General features: G+C 59.1%; 15 protein-coding genes. 7 read left to right on the top strand and 8 right to left on the bottom strand.

Annotated features, from left to right (window positions below; translation table 11 throughout):
* Positions 1 to 1,740, bottom strand: a 1,740-nt coding sequence (locus LN415_08275) for an ABC transporter substrate-binding protein (GenBank protein MCJ2557082.1), incomplete at its 3' end; no start/stop codon positions are given.
* A 212-nt stretch (positions 1,741 to 1,952) separates the two neighbouring features.
* Positions 1,953 to 4,364, bottom strand: a complete 2,412-nt coding sequence (locus tag LN415_08270) for a hypothetical protein (protein MCJ2557081.1) — start codon at positions 4,362 to 4,364, stop codon at positions 1,953 to 1,955.
* 316 nt (positions 4,365 to 4,680) lie between these two features.
* Here LN415_08270 and LN415_08265 point away from each other — a divergent pair, with 316 nt between their 5' ends.
* The 4 genes from LN415_08265 to LN415_08250 all read left to right on the top strand — a co-directional run bounded on the left by LN415_08265 (position 4,681) and on the right by LN415_08250 (position 6,160).
* A complete protein-coding gene (locus LN415_08265; protein ID MCJ2557080.1) occupies positions 4,681 to 5,112 on the top strand; it encodes a hypothetical protein in 432 nt (143 codons plus the stop codon).
* A 75-nt stretch (positions 5,113 to 5,187) separates the two neighbouring features.
* Complete coding sequence (locus tag LN415_08260) at positions 5,188 to 5,376, top strand: hypothetical protein (protein MCJ2557079.1); 189 nt, start codon at positions 5,188 to 5,190, stop codon at positions 5,374 to 5,376.
* 107 nt (positions 5,377 to 5,483) lie between these two features.
* Positions 5,484 to 5,684: a hypothetical protein gene (locus LN415_08255; protein MCJ2557078.1), complete on the top strand. Its 201-nt coding sequence runs from the start codon at positions 5,484 to 5,486 to the stop codon at positions 5,682 to 5,684.
* A complete protein-coding gene (locus LN415_08250) occupies positions 5,681 to 6,160 on the top strand; it encodes a type II toxin-antitoxin system death-on-curing family toxin (protein ID MCJ2557077.1) in 480 nt (159 codons plus the stop codon). The genes LN415_08255 and LN415_08250 overlap by 4 nt, the downstream gene beginning before the upstream one ends.
* A 190-nt stretch (positions 6,161 to 6,350) precedes the next feature.
* Here LN415_08250 and LN415_08245 read toward each other — a convergent pair whose 3' ends face one another.
* The 3 genes from LN415_08245 to LN415_08235 all read right to left on the bottom strand — a co-directional run bounded on the left by LN415_08245 (position 6,351) and on the right by LN415_08235 (position 7,070).
* Positions 6,351 to 6,539, bottom strand: a complete 189-nt coding sequence (locus LN415_08245; protein ID MCJ2557076.1) for a hypothetical protein — start codon at positions 6,537 to 6,539, stop codon at positions 6,351 to 6,353.
* Positions 6,540 to 6,667: 128 nt separating this feature from the next.
* Entirely contained in the window at positions 6,668 to 6,898 is a 231-nt protein-coding gene (locus LN415_08240; protein MCJ2557075.1) for a ribbon-helix-helix domain-containing protein, read from the bottom strand.
* On the bottom strand, positions 6,891 to 7,070 hold the full coding sequence (locus tag LN415_08235) for a hypothetical protein (GenBank protein ID MCJ2557074.1): 180 nt from the start codon (positions 7,068 to 7,070) through the stop codon (positions 6,891 to 6,893). The genes LN415_08240 and LN415_08235 overlap by 8 nt, the downstream gene beginning before the upstream one ends.
* A 209-nt stretch (positions 7,071 to 7,279) precedes the next feature.
* Between LN415_08235 and LN415_08230 the strand changes: the two genes are divergently transcribed.
* A complete protein-coding gene (locus LN415_08230; protein ID MCJ2557073.1) occupies positions 7,280 to 7,780 on the top strand; it encodes a fibronectin type III domain-containing protein in 501 nt (166 codons plus the stop codon).
* A 45-nt stretch (positions 7,781 to 7,825) separates the two neighbouring features.
* Here the strand turns inward: LN415_08230 and LN415_08225 are convergent, their stop codons facing one another.
* Both LN415_08225 and LN415_08220 read right to left on the bottom strand, forming a co-directional pair.
* Positions 7,826 to 8,284 (bottom strand): putative toxin-antitoxin system toxin component, PIN family, encoded by a 459-nt coding sequence (locus LN415_08225; protein ID MCJ2557072.1) that lies wholly within the window; start codon positions 8,282 to 8,284, stop codon positions 7,826 to 7,828.
* Positions 8,250 to 8,507 carry an AbrB/MazE/SpoVT family DNA-binding domain-containing protein gene (locus LN415_08220; GenBank protein ID MCJ2557071.1) on the bottom strand — a complete coding sequence of 86 codons (258 nt, stop codon included), beginning with the start codon at positions 8,505 to 8,507 and terminating at the stop codon, positions 8,250 to 8,252. The genes LN415_08225 and LN415_08220 overlap by 35 nt, the downstream gene beginning before the upstream one ends.
* A 168-nt stretch (positions 8,508 to 8,675) precedes the next feature.
* Between LN415_08220 and LN415_08215 the strand changes: the two genes are divergently transcribed.
* Positions 8,676 to 8,882, top strand: a complete 207-nt coding sequence (locus LN415_08215; protein ID MCJ2557070.1) for a hypothetical protein — start codon at positions 8,676 to 8,678, stop codon at positions 8,880 to 8,882.
* A 167-nt stretch (positions 8,883 to 9,049) separates the two neighbouring features.
* Complete coding sequence (locus LN415_08210) at positions 9,050 to 14,263, top strand: carboxypeptidase regulatory-like domain-containing protein (GenBank protein MCJ2557069.1); 5,214 nt, start codon at positions 9,050 to 9,052, stop codon at positions 14,261 to 14,263.
* 481 nt (positions 14,264 to 14,744) lie between these two features.
* Here LN415_08210 and LN415_08205 read toward each other — a convergent pair.
* On the bottom strand, positions 14,745 to 15,343 hold a 599-nt coding region (locus tag LN415_08205; protein MCJ2557068.1), incomplete at its 5' end, for a thrombospondin type 3 repeat-containing protein.

Genomic DNA, 15,343 nt, shown 5'->3' with positions numbered 1-15,343 from the left:
ACGCCCCATGCCTGAGAAGAAGAAGCTGTAGTAGTAGTCAGGTGGCGGGGTCCAGATGAAGCTCTCAAGGACCCACATGTCCACATCGCGATTCGCCAGCTTCTCCACGACTTCTCCGAAGGCTAGAAGATTCGCAGAGGCGTTCAGGCCAACTGACCGCATACCGGACGCGATCATGCTGCAGGCTTGAGCAAGGATGGGATCGTAGCTCGCGGACGGGCACAATATCTCGAATCTTCCATCGCCGATGGTCGGCAGATTCCTGTATCCGCTGGGACCGTGGCCGAGCCCCCACCCTCCGACGGTGTAGTGATCGTCCAGGATCTGCTCGGCAGAGTACCAGTCAAGGTCATACTTGATGACGGAAGCGTTGAACCACTCCAACCACGCTGGACTGACGGGCTGGTCACCGATGAGTCCGAAGTTCTGCAGCAGGTTCGTCTGGAAGTAGCTCTTGTTTATGATATGAGCAATCGCCTGCCTCAGCCAGAAACCGTCATCACCCTTCGTGGGGTCGTTGTCGGGATAGCCGAAGGGCGACTTCCGCATGTTGTACCCGAGGTAGCCGAATCCCTTGCTGGGCGCCATCTCCAATGTGACATTGGGGTCGTCCACAAGTTCGGGTACCATGTGAGGCGGTACCGAGAGGCCAATGTAGTCTATCTCACCCGCCTGAAGTGCGAACACTAGAGAATTCTGACTCTTGAAGATCTTGAAGAATATCCCGTCGATATAGGGCTGGTGCATATAACTGTAGAAGTTCCCCTGGCAAACGGGCGGTTCACCCTCCTTCTCGCAGGCGAGCGCATCCCCCTTGTAGTCCTCGAACTTGTCCAGCCGAACAGTCACGCCCGGTGTCCACTTGACGAAAGCGAAGGGTCCGGTGCCCACGATGAGATCATCCTCGAGGTCCCAATATTCGGCCAGGTTGAGCCGGAAAGCGCCTGGATTCGACATGGGAACGCCGTTATGCGTCTGGGGGTCATACGCATATCCGAAGGAGTCGTGTATGTCCTCTCGCCAGCTCAGACAGGTCCCGTTCCGCGCGTCCACGCAAACCTTGCCGGTTCCCTCCCATAAGTGCCTCGGCATGAGCTTGAGACCGCCAAGGGTCATCTTTGTGAAGGCCCAGAAGTCGGCCTGCAGAGAGAAGTGCAGGGCGAACGTGAGGGATTCGTTCGAATCTGTGGGGATCCCTGGACCCCAGACATCACTGACCGGCCAAACGTTCAGCCACCGATCGAGCGAATAGTTCGTTCCGGGCATGTTGTTCCCGTCCTTGAGGACATCGAGCTCGTGGTGACGGGGATAGAGCGCCCATAGGTGGTAGGAGAAGAGCAAGTCGTCCATGGTCACCTGCACGCCGTCGTGGAAGTATACACTGTTGAGGTCGTAGTAGGCAGTCACCTCTCGGGGGAGGCTCTCCTTCTCGAACGTTCCGTACTCGTCCAGGTCTAAGACACCGCTGTCGTCGGCGTCCACGCCCAGGACAATGTAGGGAAGTGGCTCTTCGGTCTCCTTCTCGAACTTCGCGACAGTGTCGTACACGGGGTCAAGCGTGGCCATGGTCCACTTGTCCATTATGCGGAGGTAGTTCCTGGTCTTCATGTCGTCGTTGACGCCGACTCTGAGAACCAGGTCGTCCCTTGTACCAATCTCGGAATACGAGTCTGTTGCGGCTCCGGCAACACCGATCAAAAGCTGCGCGCACACGAACAAGCAGATCGTCTTCAAGGGCATCGACACTTGACCCCTCCCACAGAGGATCCTAGCGAGAGGGGAGTATAAAATCTCATCTGTACGTTCCTTTGTATTCAAATGAAGACGATTCCCATATGACCGCACCACCCGCGGTGCGGCGCACTCGTATTCACGACGGAGAGGGAGGAAGAGGGCTGTTTGGCTCGGCTATCGCGATGATCACGGACCTGAAGTTGCGCTCATGGGACTTATCATATCGAGGAATAGCAGTAGAGCTTTCCATCCTCACCGCCAAACCAGACTGACCGATGCAGGTGGCCTGAGCCCTGTTCATCCTTCCAGATCGAGATGCCGCTCGTAACGTTCGATCCGACGTACACCCTGTAGTTCACCTTCCAGTCTTGGTTGACGCTGTAGAGCCTGCCGGTCGTGTCTACGAAGAGAACCGTATCCGATCCGAACAAGAACTGAAGCTGGGTCACCACCGGTCCGTACGTGACGAGCCTGCCCTTGATCGAGCCTGCTCGCGAGTCCCCTACCCGGTCCCTCTGGACTTTGTAGGCAACGCGCGAGTCGGAGGCCACGTAGATGTACCCTCCAACCGGTTCGGGTACTGTCAAGGCGCCCGTGTCGCGCTTCCCGCCTGGCTTCGTGAGCTGAATGCCGTACAGGCCGTTCTCCTCATTGAGCCTGCCATCTTCCTCTTCCGTCCAGTCCTCGTACTCGCCTCCATTCTCGGGATACAGCGCGTGCAGGAATCCGTTGCCCGTTCCGAGATAGATCAGGGAGGCAACATTTCCGTCCCATAGCGAGAATATCGGAGCCGTTGACCAGTTCTGCCCCACGAAGATCGTTCCGTCCGGGAGGATGTAATCCTGCTCATCCCCGCTCCACACCGGCGTGCCGTCCTCTGTGCGGACGTGGTTGAGATATCCTCCACCATTGAAGACGATGAACTCCCCTTCCTCACTACCATACTGGGAATAAACAGAGGGTGAGGACTGTGGGGAGCCCTTTGACATCAGAGGAAGACTCGCCATGATTATCGGGCCTTCAGTGGCGGTGATGTTCCAGAGCTCGCTTGGTTCGTGATCATCTCCTCCGAACAGGAAAGCTTGGGAATCGCCCGTGAAGACCATGGATGAGCCGAATCTGGCCGATGGCGAAGAAGTGGGAACCAATCGTTCCCACGTATCATCGGTGAGGTTCAGCCTCCAGGTTTCGTTGATGCGTTCTCCGACTTCGTCCTCACCGCCAAACAGGATTGCGGTGTTTGTCACGTTGTCATATGCCATGGACGTCCATGCTCTCGGCGTGAGATTGACTGGTGTATCGATCCAGCTCCAACTGCCAGATGATATGTCATAGACCTTTGTCTGATTGCTGCTGCTTGTTTCGACATAGCTGTCTCCGCCAAAGATGATGAGTCTGTCCTTGACGGGGTCATGCACCATGGACGTGCCCATCCTGGCAATGGCGTCCTCGGACGTATCGATGCTTGACCAGGTCCAACTGCTCAGGTCCAGCTTCATTGTCTTGTTGAGGTCTGAGTGTTGCCCGCCATGGAAGTAGACTGCATCCTCGCTGTTGACGTAGGCCATCGAGTGTCCGCTTCTATCGCCAGAGGAACCAAACCTCTGATCGATTTCGATCCACGTCTCAGTGGAGAAGTCGAAGGCCCACATATCGTCCAGAATGTTGCGCCCGAGTTTTCCGCCATACAAGAGTGCGGAATCATCGCTCGGGATGTAGACCATAGCGCTCTCCCTTCGTGGGAAGGGTGCAACGGACATGTTATCCAGCTCTCTCCAGGTCATTCCTGTGAGATCGAGAATCCATGTTTCGACCAGGTCCGTCGCGTCAATCGGCAATCCGTTGTCTCCGCCGACGAATAGGATCTCATTCGATGCGGGACTGTAGGCCATGACATGTTCGTCCTGGGGAAGAGGTCTTTTCTCTGGATATATCCCCTGCCACTCCTCGAAGGTTGCATCGAAGAACCAGCTCCCATCGTCCTTCCATACGGCTGAGAATGCATACACGTTGCCTTCCTCGGTTCCCACGAAGACCCTTTCATTCGCACTTCTGCGGTCGTCCCCATCCGAATAGATAGCTATCGACGTAATCTTGCTGTCGAGAGTTGTCCGCGAGACGTCCTTTCCACTGGGGATCTCGGAGGACTTGTCACTGTAAGTCATTTCCGCCCATCCCGGTTCCCTCAACTGGTAGAACTCCCCGCTTTCGGTTCCGAAGTAGAGGATCCAGTGAACGGTATTCCGATCCATGACGTCGCCGTAATTGCTGATCACTGGCCCTGCGGTCACCAAGGAGTCCGCTTCGAAACAGCACGCCCTGTTGTTGTTCTCATCATACCATACCATCAGACCAGTGGAAGGACGCAGGGCTATGACCTTCTCGCCTGAGGCGAAATAGACCCTGTCGGCAGGCGGACCAATAGTCCTTGGTTCCAGTCTGAACGCAACATACTGGTTGATGGGATCTCCAGCATTGAACAACACAGAAGACGTGTCCACCCACCAATACGGGTCGACCTCGCCGATGTCCTCCCCCGTGTCCTCAAGGGGTCCGAAGGATCCAATCGCAAAGGCAAGAACCACCGTCACGACAACGACCACTGCGATGATGGCCGTGATTGGAAGCACATTTCCCCCCCTTGTGAGAGGATATTCTCGGGGAACAACCTGTGGTTGGTCTCCTCCGGGCTCACGTATGGAACCTCCACTTGACATGACATCCCTCGTGAATCGCATAATGATGGGACATGAAAAGGCTTTCGGAGGGGCGCCTCGGGCTGATGCCCATGAGGAGAAGCTTCCCGCTGCTTTGAGGATCCTCTTGGCTGGCCTTGCAACGTGGCGCGCTCGTGCTCGGGGCGGAGCAGGACGAGAGGGGACGTCTGACCATCGCACCCGCAACACTTTTATCGTCGAACTCTGTCTCCCTGATTGGTGGAGGCGAGTGCAGAGTAAGTGCCCGCATTGCGGAGCCCAGGTCGGACAGATAGCGACGACCTGCTGGAGTTGCGGACAGTCCCTCGAGGATGTCGCCTATACGAGAGATGTCAAGGCGACCGGTCCGGGCCGAGGAGCCCTCGTAGTTTCGGGCATTCTGCTCTTCGTCGCGGCCGCATTGAACCTCCTCCCCATTCTGATCTTCGGCCCGCTCGGCTACTACAGACTTACGCTGCTCGACATCGCCATACCTTTGGCGCTGATAGGTGGCATCCTCTCCATCCTGGGGATAAGCTACAAGGGCACGACGGCCTGCGTGCTGGTGGCGGGCATCCTATACGCGCTCCGTGCGTTGATACCCATCTTCTTGATAGCGCTGGTGCTGGTGTTGATCGCCGCGGCCCTCATATCTTGGAGGAAGGGGGCATTCAGGTTCTGATATCTCTACGCTCGTGTTCATGCCAGGACAAGACCAGAAGAACACATACGTAGCCCCAGGCCCATCAATTGACGTATGACAAAGACAGCGGATGTGGAGATGGTTTCAATCCCGAGGCCCTTGTATGAGAGCCTGCTCGAGACCCTTGAGGTCCTCTCGGACAAGTCGGAGATCGAGAGCATAAGGAGGGGAATCCAGGACATCAGGAAGAAGCGGGTCCATACCGAAGAGGACTTCCTGGAGATGTACGAGGACCTGGTGTGAGGGCTGTCCGGTGTCATTTCGACTCGTTTTCACTGAGGAGTTCGGGAGGAGCACATGGCCGGGAACGAAAAGGAAGCCTCCTTGACCGATAAGGAATGTCATCTGCAGTGGTTATTTATAGTCTGAACAGCCTATTCCTCAACGCGGGAGCTGGTCACCTGGCGAACGGAAAGAACCCCCGAAAAAGGGAAGGCACTGCCGCCACTTCGCCCAAACTGTCCAGGAGGAACGAGAGGAAGTTCGAAGAAGACCTCGACGTCCTCATCAAGAAGCACAAGAAGGTGCTGGACGAACTAGCGAAGGAATGATCTACCTTTCTCAGGACATAGTGATCGGAATCCACGCAAGGATTTTGAGTGCGGAACCAGCGGGGATCGGGACCTCGCCAGGTATCCTGTACGCGGGAGTCTTGGAGTCCGTACTCCTGAGGATGAGGGAGAAGGTGTACGGGGAGGACATCCTCCCTGACATCCACACCAAAGCGGCGTACCTGCTGAAGGCCATCAATGATTTCCACCCTTTCGTCGACGGCAACAAACGAACGAGCATTCTCTCGACGGCCTACTTCCTGCTTCTGAACGGGTATTGGCTGGAGGCGGAGACCGAGGATGAGCTCGAGGTGACGAGGGACGCTGCCATGGGTAGGCTGGACCTTGTTGAGATCGCCGCATGGCTGGAGAGTAACTCCGTCAAGATGAGACGCCCGCCCATCGTCCTTCGAGGGGACGCCGAGGCTGTCCTGAGAGACGGCAGGCTTGAGTTCAGGTCATTCGAAGAGTCTTGAGACCGCTCCACACCAGACGCAAGTGCGTCGCCGAAGGGACCGCATGCCCCAGTGCCCTGAGTGCATTTAGACCCGAGCCTGCCGAACTCCTTCGAGAGGTCCCGGAGCCTCGCCCTTATGAGCTCTCTCGTGTCGTCCGGAAGCCTGTTCAACCTCTTGACGGCCTTGGGGTGGACCACTACCTCGTAGCTCATTCCAACTCATCCAGCGGAATGAACTTCTCCTTCTCCTCCAAGCGTCCGTGGACTTCCCGCATGTACAGCTCGCGGTCCACGATCTCCATCATCCGAGACACAATCTGATCGTACGTCTCGCCCTTCCTTCCGTATGTCTTGAGCTTGTCCCTGGTGGGTTCCGAGAGGGCTATGGTCGTGGTCATGATACGACTGATTATATCGGTTATAGTACGTATGCCTTATCGACGCTCTTGCATTCGGGGACCATAGGCGAGACCGCCCGCGGTACGGCGCGCTCGTGTCCGTGACGGGAGAACGAGAAGCCCCCCATTCAGCGCTTTGATTCGGCCCGTTTGGCCAGCTTCTTCTCGAGAGCCTTGAGGTCACTCTCCTTGACGTCCCTCAACGCATTGAAGACCTTGAGGTCCCTCAGATGCAGGCGAATGGCATCCCTTATGACCTTGGCCCGCGAGCAACCCTCCAACTCGGCGATGGAGTTCAGCTCACGCACCATGTCCTCCGGAAGACGAATGGAGATCACGGTCGACCTGTGTTCACCCATCTGATGCACCAGACCTGTCCGACCGTGCGTCCTTGATGGCCCTCTCGGTCTCGTCCTTCAGAGCCTGGGCTTTTCCGAGCAGCCGCAGGAGGAGATCGTTGTACGTCTCGCCGGGGCGCTTCATCCTCTTCAGCTCGTCCCTCAGGTCCTTGTTGATACGGATTCTGATCATTGGCAGAGCAACGGGCTGTTGGTTCATATCCCTATGTCTAGTGACAAATCCCTCGCCACGTGGAGAAGCGAGGCCTTGAGATCCTATCTCAATCCAAGGGTTCCAGAGATTCGCGGAGAAGCTCCCCGTAGTGCCCCCCGCGACTTCGGGATTCGAGCGGTGACCATACCTTTATCTTTCCACTCGCGATTAGCGGGACGGGGGATCGCGTGAAGGTAAGAAGGCTGCTGACGCTCATCATTCTGCTGCCGGTGTTCCTGGCGGGCAACGCGGCGGCGGTCACCCTGAACGCGAGCGAGGTCTCCACGAGCAGCGTCACGCTCTCTTGGACCGAGCACGACGGGACAGGCTTCGACAGGTACGATGTCTACGTGAACGACGGGCTGGGCTGGACGCTCGATAGGACCATCTGGGACAGCTTCATCACGGAGCACGAGGTGACCGGCCTCGAGTCGTCGGAGACGTATTCTTTCAAGGTCACGACAGTGGTCTACAACTCGACGTCGATAGCGTACGAGCCGGAGGACTCGAACATCGTGACCGTCACGCTGGAGGGGATTGAAACGTCCTTCCTGCTCATGACTCTGCTTTTTGTTGTGGTCATCGTTATCGTGCTGCTGACCACGACGTCGATGAAGAAGGCAGCAGCGCGGATGGAGCAGGAGGAATTGGAGAAGGCTGAGGTGGAGGAGGAGTCCGAAGATCCCTGAATGGGGTGCCTGCTGACCGCTCAGGAGGGTCTCGCAGTGGACGGCTCACAGTCGCTTCGGGTCCCTCAGAATGCGCAGGGCCCGCTTCGGCGTGACCGCCTTCAGACCCTCGAAGGGCGATGCTCGCAGGATGGCCCCGTCCCCGGTGATGATGAGCGTCGCCGCGCCTCCGAGAGCAGCTGCAACGATCTTGTCATCGTCGGGATCACCAGGAACCCAACTGCCCTCCTCCGGCTCGACGAGAACCGACCGCTCGCGCACGAGGGCCAAGAAGCGCAGGGCTTCGCTCGGCTTCAGCAGGAACCTCTCGTCGTGAAGCTTCCTACCCAGCTCATCGAGCGTGTCCTCGGTCAGCACCATCTCCACGTCTCCGAGGAGGGCGAGCTCCAGGCACTTGGCCGGATTCCCGCCAAAAAGGAGCCCGCTAATGAGGACATTCGTGTTGATGACGACGCGCATGTGCTCCCCGCTAGGACAGCCGCTCCGCTTCCTCTCCGAAGGCATCGGCGGCGGTGATCTCGGCATCCAGGATCCTCTTTCGGACCTTGGCGGCAAGCTCGCGGAAATCCTCCAAGGCTTCCAGCCTCTCAAGCGGCTTCAAGATTATCTGGTCCCCTTCCCGCACGGCCAAGAACCTCGCCCTGCCCACGATCCTGAGGGCGTCCCGGAACTCCTTGGGTATGACCACCTGTCCGTTGGGAGCCATGGTGACTGTCTTCACGTCCATGGAATTGTATATACAATCCGTTGTATTTATGGGTTCTCACGTGAGTCCGGCGGGCTAGCCAGACAAGAGATCGGCGAAACGACATCATCAGGATTCGGCACGCACTGACCCGGGACCAGTTCATACACGCAATCTCTTATAATGCAAGACTCTTAGTCGTGAGGGACCATGACTCTCTATTCGGTCACCGTCGGCCTGTTCATCCTCATCGCGGTCATCGCCATCTGGTACCTTGTCTACGACGAGGTGGCGCAGCGGACGGGCATGAAGACCCCGAGGTTCGGGGCGGAGGCGCGCAGATCGAGAAGGCTGTTTTGGCTCGTCACTGCGCTGAGCGTGGTCTCGCTCGTCGTTGCGTGGATCCTATTCGGATAGCTCTGTGGCGGGAAGTGTCCTGATGGTCGGCGCCAGCATCCCCTCGAGGGGAGAGTTGCGAAAGGAACCTCCACCCACCTGGGAAAAGCTCTAATATGGGCAAACTTCTTCGTTGTTCGTCCTGAATGGAGGGGGCAATCCTGAGGAATCGCTTGCGAGGGGATAGTATGAAGGAAAGAATGCATTTTGTGCGCATGATTGTGTTGTGTCTCATGGCCGCGTTCCTGGCGGTCGCGGTGCTGACGTTCGGAGCCTCGGAACGGGCTCAAGCGGGCACGAGCGAGCCTGAGCCGCTAGGCGACGCGGGAAGCGGGTGGATATTCGACGAAGGGGTCAACTTCATCCCGAACGTGGACGTGAATCCCGATTTGGCAACGGGCCCCGGCGGGACGCTGCACGCCGCGTGGCAGCATGACGCCAACGGCATGGGCAACTGGGACATCTGCTATGCTAGTTCGGTCGATGGCGGGAAGACCTGGAGCCTCTGCGTCCTGGTGGCATCGTTCAACATCGAGACGAACCCGGACATAGCTGTCTCGCCGCAGGACGGGAGGATATTCATCGCCTACGAGATGGAGCAGGTCGCCGGAAACAGGGAGATTTTCGTCGCGTACTCGGACGACGGGGTCGGTTGGTTTTCGGTCATGGTGAGCGCTGGCCCGATGGACGAGTTCAATCCCAGCATCACGCTGGAGCACGACATGCCCGTGTACCGGGTCCACGTGGCGTTCGAGGAGGACGTCCCCGGCAGTGGCCACGACCTGCACGTTTACGGAAGCCCTGACATGGGCGTGTCGTGGCTTCCCTTGTACGACTACGGCATGGGTGACATGGCAATCTACTCGAGTCCCAAGCTCGAGTACCAGCGGTGCACGGACGCGCTGCCGAGGATCTATATGCTGCACTTCATCGACTCGATAGAGGTGCGGATTCTCTGGTCTGAGGACAACGGTATGACCTGGCTCGGACCCGGAACTCTGTGGTCCAGCCCGGAACTAAAGGGCGGACTGACTGTCGCTGCATCGAGGGACGGAGACACGTTGATGGTAGCGTGGCACCTGGAAGTCCCAACGGACTATCGTATGGAATACGTATATGACCTGGACCCAACGACACCTGGTGCGGGCTGGGGGTTTGACTTCTTCGACACGCCTGGCTTGAACGATCGCGCCCCCGAGCTGACAGTGGACGGAGAGGGAACGACAAGCACATCCACCGGCGGACGCTTCCACATGGTATTTACCGTCGCAACCAACTACCTCTATTATATCTCAGTCAATACGGACATGACTGGCGGATTTTCCACCGCCATCCCCACGGACTCCGTTGCGTCGCCATCTCCAGGGTCACCGAAGGGTCTCACGACGCAGAACCGAGGGGGCACGTGGTATCCGGCAGTTGCGTGGATGGACAATAGGATCGGGGATTGGGACATCTTCTACACGACACCGGGCAGCCGAGTGACGGTCGATGCAAACATCACCGGCCTGTACATGTTCGTGGACGGCCAGAACATCACCCTGCCCAAAGCGTACAACTGGCCCGCAGGCCTGAACCATTCGTTCGACGTGCCGTCGCCGCAGAACATCAATGCAACAGCACGCGCGGTATGGCTGGACTGGAGCGACACGGGGGCTCAGAACCACTCCGTGCAGGCGACGACGCTCGACACGATCTACACCGCGGGCTTCATGTTCCAGCACCGGGTCAGCTTCCTGGCAAACCCCGCCGTGGGAGGCTTGCAGGCGCGGATCGACGGGATGCTTGAGATTCTCCCGAAGTCGTACTGGTGGTTCATCGGTTCCGACCACGAGATATTCGCCCCCTCGCCGCAGCTGGATACCGGATCGAGCAGGTGGGTCTTCGATTACTGGAGCGATTTCGGCCCGCAACTGCACGACATCACCGTCCTGGGGGACAGGACATACACCTGCTTCTTCATTCGGGAGTACTACGTGACAATCGACACGAACCCGACCGGCCTGGACGTGGAGATAGATGCCTCCACGTACGTGGCGCCGCAGAGCTTCTGGTGGGAAGAGGGGTCGATGCATGATCTGAACGCCCCGTCCCCGCAATCTGGCGGGATGGGCATGAGATACGTCTTCCTGAGCTGGAGCGACTCGCTCCCCCAGAGCCACGTCATCACTGTCAACGGACCTGGTACGATAACAGCCAACTTCGGGATCCAGTATCAGATCGACTTCGGCACGAACCCGCCCGGTCTGAACGTAGAGATAGACACTATCACCTATCCAACACCGCAGAGCTTCTGGTGGGACGAGGGGTCGATGCACTTCATAGACGTCGTCTCTCCCCAGTCTGGAGGACCCGGCGTGCAGTATGTCTTCAGCCTGTGGAGCGACCTGGGACCGCAGGGGCACAGCATCGTGATATCCGGACCGGACACGCTGACCGCCACCTTCACGAGGCAGTACTACCTCACTGTCACGAGCTCGTACGGGATCACGAACGGGGAGGGATGGTACGACGAGATGACAGATGCATATGCGGGGCTCGACACGGACGTATACGTCGTCGTGCCGAACGCGGACAGGTTCGTGTTCTCCCAGTGGGGCGGCGATGCCACCGGCGTGGACTACTCGCAGTCGCTACCGATCATGATGGACATGCCGAAGACGGCCCTGGCCATATGGCAAGAGCAGTTCTACCTGACAGTCACTAGCCCGTACGGGGTCACGAGCGGGGAGGGGTGGTACGACAGCGGATGGCAGGCCTATGCGGGTCTGGACACGGACGTGTACATCGCCATACCCAACGCCGAGAGGTTCGTCTTCACTTCGTGGGGCACGGACGCCTCGGGGCTGGACTACTCGCAGTCGGACCCGATAGACATGATCATGCCGAGGTTGGCGACCGCTCTCTGGACGCAGCAGTTCTACCTCACCGTGGACAGCACGTATGGCACGACCTTCGGGGAGGGCTGGTACGATCAGATGACGGACGCGTATGCGGGCCTGGACATCGACACATGGGTGGTGACACCGAACCAAGAACGTTGGGCTTTCTATCAGTGGGCAGGTGACGCATCCGGCGTCGACTACTTGCAGTCCGATCCGATTTCAATGGACTCCGCGAAATTCGCGCAGGCTGATTGGATGCAGCAGTTCTATCTGACCGTCCAGAGCCCGTACGGAACGACCAGCGGGGAGGGCTGGTACGATGGCGGGACGCTCGCCTACGCAGGGCTTGATATTGACATGTATGTCGTGACCCCGAACGCGGAGAGATGGCTCTTCGCCAGCTGGGGAGGAGATGCGACGGGCGCGAACTACCTGCAGTCCGACCCGATAATGATGGACCAACCCATGGCTGCGGACGGGATCTGGCAGCAGCAGTTCTACCTCACGGTCACGAGCCCGTACGGAACGCCCTCGGGTGAGGGATGGTTCGATCCCGGCGCCACGGTCTTCGCGGGGCTCGACATCGACCTGGTCGTCATCGTCCCGAACGAGGAGAGGTACATCTTCTCGAACTGGGGCGGGGACGCCGCGGGCTCCGACTACCTGCAATCCGACGGGATCCTGATGGACTCCCCGAAGACGGCGGATGCGATCTGGCGGCACGAGTACTCGCTCTCGATACAGAGCACATATGGAACCCCGATCGGAGAGGGATGGTTTGAGGAGATGACCGCCGTGCCTGCCGGTCTGGATATCGGCATCTATGTCGTGACGCCGGGCGAGGAGAGGTTCGTGTTCCTGCAATGGACCGGGGACGCCACCGGTATCGATTACATGGCGTCCGATTCGATCGTCATGAACGGCCCCAAGACAGCCAATGCACAGTGGACGCACGAGTACTACCTGACCGTGGACACGTCCTACGGAACGCCCACCGGAGTGGGCTGGTACGAGGATGGGGCACAGGCCTACGCGGGCCTGGACACGGACACGTACGTCGTCATACCGAACGTGGAGCGCTACATCTTCGCGGGCTGGAACCAGGACGCGACGGGAATCGAATACGCGGTGTCCGACCCGATATTGATGAACGGCCCGATGACAGCGTATGCCGCTTGGTTGCACCAGTACTGGATGATCGTTCGCGCCGAGGTTGGCGGCACCCCGCTCTTGGGCATAACGGTCTCGACGGACGCCGGGGTGGTCGGAACGACACCCTACAGCGAGTGGTTCAACGATGGTATGACGGACAACATAGGCGTGGAGGACCCGGCGGACGTCGGCGGAACGGACTACGAGTTCCTGTACTGGGATTACGGCCCGACGGACAATCCGGTGAGCTACACGGTGGCGGGAAGCGCGACGATCATCGCGGAGTACCAGGAGATAGTCGGACCCTACTTTGAGGTCCACATCTCGCCCGTCTCGAGGCAGATAGCCGCGGGAGAGGTGACGACATACTACGTGAACGTCTCGTCCCACAACACGTACGCAGGGTCTGTGAGCTTGAGCCTGAGCGGGCTGGCTGTGCCGGCGCAGAGGACCTTCAATCCCTCGACGCTCGTGCTGGTGGCGGACGCGACCGAGATGTCCGTCCTGACTATCAGCAACACGGGCTCTCTCACGCAGACAACGCACACTCTCACCGCCACTGGAAGCGACGGCACGATGACGGACAGCGAGGACGCGAGCCTTGTCGTCTCCGGTATCGCTGCCACGGGTAGCATCAGCGGGACGGTGACTGACCAGGACCTCACCCTGCTGGCGGGGGCCGTCGTTGACCTGATGGCCGACCAGACCGTTCTGAGCACGCAGACGACGGGCTCGAGCGGGGAGTTCAACTTCACCGACCTGAGCGCGGGAGCCTACACCGTCCGCGCGTCGTTGAGTGGTTACGCGGAGGACAATGAGACGGTGACGCTCACCGCCGGCGGCTGGGAGACTGCCACGCTTCAGCTCGACGAGATTCGAGGCTCGGTTTCCGGAGTCGTGAGGGACGTGGAGACGTTGGCGATCATCGATGGCGCCACGGTTGAGGCCTACGACCTGAGCGGCAACTTGCTGGGCTCGGACACGAGCACACCCACGGGACGATTCCTCATCCAGGACCTCCCGCTCGGGACATTCGACCTCAGGGCATGGGCCGACGGGTACGAGATGGAGACTGTTACCGATCTGCAGGCGACCGTGCTGGCGAATGAGGTCGACGTCGGGGATGTGTACCTGATGCCTGAGACCGAGCCCGCTGACGCGGCAGGTCTAGCGGACTACTGGTGGGTCATCCTGATAATCGCGGTCGTGGTTGTCCTCCTTCTCGTGCTCGTGGCCAAACGCCGGAAGCCCGAGGAGATCGAGGTGCTCGATGAGGAGCCTGCGGAGCTGGAAGAGGCCGAGACCTTGGAAGAACAGGGCCTGGACGAGCTGCTAGACGATGAGTGGCTGAAAGAGATTGAATAGTGGGCGCTGGCATCCGATTCCCAGTGGGCTACCTGTAGACGCCCGGGAAAGGTGAGGGGCAACTGATGGAGCCTCACCAGCGCCGGTCAGGGCGGCCGTCGCAATCCTAATGATATCCCTGCTCATATTCGCAGGAAGGAGGAAGGACCATGGAGGGGAAGTACAGCGACGGAATGCGCATCACGGCGTGCATGAAGTGTGGCGAAACGGATTTGAAGGCGATTCACACGCCAAGAGGGGTCTTCATAGGTTCATAACACTGTCGCAAGTGCGGGCAGGCTGGTCCAATAGTAACGTTCGACTCATTGGAGGAGCACGCCGCGTTCAGGAAAGCTCTGAGGAGCGATCCTCGCGTGTAGAGCTGCCCCACGCATCCCGGACCGAATCTCCCGCGATGGTTGCCCGCCCCTCCGGAACCGCCCTAAGGCTCACTGGAAGTAGCCCTAGTGACTGAGGCGAAACGCCCTCGGGACCCGACGCTCTACTTCGGCGGTGGTGGCTCGGAAGCCTCCTCTTCCTTCGTCCCTCCGCCTCTTCGGAGGAGCATGAGCACGAGGACGATTATCACCAGTATGACCAACACGAGCAGCAGGATCGTCGAGAAGTTGTCCTGCTCGAACCGGCTCGCATCCTGCGGGAAGGCATCCGCCCAGTCCGGCACGCCGTCGTTGTCGTCGTCGTTGTCGGTGTTGTCCCCTACGCCGTCACCGTCGAAGTCCGTGACGTCGAACGAGTTGAGCGGGAACAGGTCCTCGTCGTCCAGAGCACCGTCGTTGTCATCGTCCGTGTCCAATGCGTTCCCCACGCCGTCGCCGTCCGTGTCCAGGGTCTCCGTGGGGTCCAGCGGGAATGCGTCGGCCGCGTCGAGAACGCCGTCATTGTCGTCATCGACGTCCGCGTTGTTCCCGATGCCGTCGGAGTCCGTGTCCAGGTACTCGTTCCGATTGAGCGGGAAGGCGTCGGCCGCGTCGAGGACACCGTCGTTGTCATCGTCTGCATCGACGTTGTTCCCCACGCCGTCGCCGTCCGTGTCGAGCGTCTCCGTCGCATCCTGGGGGAAGGCGTCGTGCATGTCCGAAA

It is taken from the genome of Candidatus Thermoplasmatota archaeon (assembly GCA_022848865.1).
Taxonomy (GTDB): domain Archaea; phylum Thermoplasmatota; class Thermoplasmata; order RBG-16-68-12; family JAGMCJ01; genus JAGMCJ01.
The sequence above is the reverse complement of the archived record's forward strand: the minus strand, read 5'-3'. Positions and strand labels throughout refer to the sequence as shown.

Coding starts and splice junctions, on each gene's coding strand:
- LN415_08220 (MCJ2557071.1), bottom strand. CDS start 8,507: ATGGACGTGAAGACAGTCACCATGGCTCCCAACGGACAGGTGGTCATA.
- LN415_08260 (MCJ2557079.1), top strand. CDS start 5,188: ATGACAAAGACAGCGGATGTGGAGATGGTTTCAATCCCGAGGCCCTTG.
- LN415_08245 (MCJ2557076.1), bottom strand. CDS start 6,539: ATGACCACGACCATAGCCCTCTCGGAACCCACCAGGGACAAGCTCAAG.
- LN415_08210 (MCJ2557069.1), top strand. CDS start 9,050: ATGAAGGAAAGAATGCATTTTGTGCGCATGATTGTGTTGTGTCTCATG.
- LN415_08215 (MCJ2557070.1), top strand. CDS start 8,676: ATGACTCTCTATTCGGTCACCGTCGGCCTGTTCATCCTCATCGCGGTC.
- LN415_08225 (MCJ2557072.1), bottom strand. CDS start 8,284: ATGCCTTCGGAGAGGAAGCGGAGCGGCTGTCCTAGCGGGGAGCACATG.
- LN415_08235 (MCJ2557074.1), bottom strand. CDS start 7,070: ATGATCAGAATCCGTATCAACAAGGACCTGAGGGACGAGCTGAAGAGG.
- LN415_08240 (MCJ2557075.1), bottom strand. CDS start 6,898: ATGGGTGAACACAGGTCGACCGTGATCTCCATTCGTCTTCCGGAGGAC.
- LN415_08250 (MCJ2557077.1), top strand. CDS start 5,681: ATGATCTACCTTTCTCAGGACATAGTGATCGGAATCCACGCAAGGATT.